This window comes from Amycolatopsis kentuckyensis, assembly GCF_002155975.1.
In the GTDB taxonomy this organism is placed as follows: domain Bacteria; phylum Actinomycetota; class Actinomycetes; order Mycobacteriales; family Pseudonocardiaceae; genus Amycolatopsis; species Amycolatopsis kentuckyensis.
This window is the reverse complement of sequence record NZ_MUMI01000784.1, coordinates 1-1,084: the sequence shown is the minus strand read 5'-3', so window position 1 is coordinate 1,084 and position 1,084 is coordinate 1. Positions and strand designations below refer to the sequence as shown.

2 protein-coding genes are annotated in these 1,084 nt (G+C 70.9%); both read right to left on the bottom strand.

Going from position 1 to position 1,084, the window contains the following annotated elements; all coding sequences use genetic code 11:
- On the bottom strand, positions 1-186 hold a 186-nt coding region (locus tag CCN39_RS52410; protein ID WP_244211352.1), incomplete at its 3' end, for a carboxyltransferase domain-containing protein.
- Between the two features lie 128 nt (positions 187-314).
- On the bottom strand, positions 315-929 hold the full coding sequence (locus CCN39_RS47825) for a heme-binding beta-barrel domain-containing protein (RefSeq protein ID WP_086853820.1): 615 nt from the start codon (positions 927-929) through the stop codon (positions 315-317).
- Positions 930-1,084 lie beyond the last annotated feature (155 nt).

Sequence of the window (1,084 nt, the reverse complement as noted above, 5' to 3'; positions counted from 1 at the left end):
GAACCCGGTGAACGCGACCGTGTAGCCGGCTTCGGTGTGCATCGAGACGACGGCCTCGGGCGAAACCCCGGCGTCGGAGGCGATCAGGGCCAGGTCCGCACCGTCGTATCGGACGTCGAGGGTCACTTCGCGGGGCTCGTCCGAAGGCGGGTGCGCGAGATCGGCGGCTTCGAGCAGGGCCCGCACCTCCGCGACGCCGCCGACGACGANNCGGGCGCGCGGCGAGCACGGTCGCGTGGGCGGCCCGCATCTGGTCCAGCGAGTCGCAGTCGAGCAGGGCGGCGTTCTCGCCACACCGCCGCCAGCGCACGGCGTCAGCCGACGACGCGGTGCAGCAGCGCCGACGTGTGCGGCTGCATCTCCTGGCCCATCATCGCCCGCTCCTCGACGTAGCCGAGAGAGCCTTCGATCAAGCCGTACAGGCGCTGGGCCGCGGTGACGTCCTTGGCCGTCGACGTGCGGATCACCGCGTCGGTGCCGAGCTCCCAGGACGTCTGGTTGCGCGGCTTGCCGTAGTACAGCTCGACGATGCCGGTGTTGTGGGTGAGCAGCAGCTCGATCGTGTCGTCCTCCTGCGGCCGCCAGAACCCGGACTCGCGGGCGGCGGGGCGGATGACGTTGCCGTCGTCGTCCAGCAGCCACGCGCGCGACTCGTGGATCAGGAACGGGCGGCCGTCGTGGGAGATCGTCAGCTGCTGCGCGAACTTGCGGGGGCCGTCGATGGTCGGGTAGTCGACCTCGCCCTCACCGCGCCAGACGCCGACGAGCGGCAGCAGCGCGAGACAAGCGTCGTTGAGGTTCGGCCCCTCGCGCAGGTTCGCGGTGTCGTTCGGGATGGGCAGGTCGTCCCACAACGGGAGGTTGCGCGTGCGAGTGCTCTCCGCGCGCCTCTCCGCTGCCACGATGGCTTCGTCGCCGCTGGCGGTCATGGGTCAGCGCTGGTCCGCGTACAGCCGGTAGACGACGTACACGGCGAACCAGGTGATCGCGATGCCGGCGAGGACCAGCAGAGTCGTAAAGAAGGCTTCCACGCCCCGCAGAATAGTCCGCCCGGTCCGGGACGGCCCTGCGCAGGGTCGCCGCG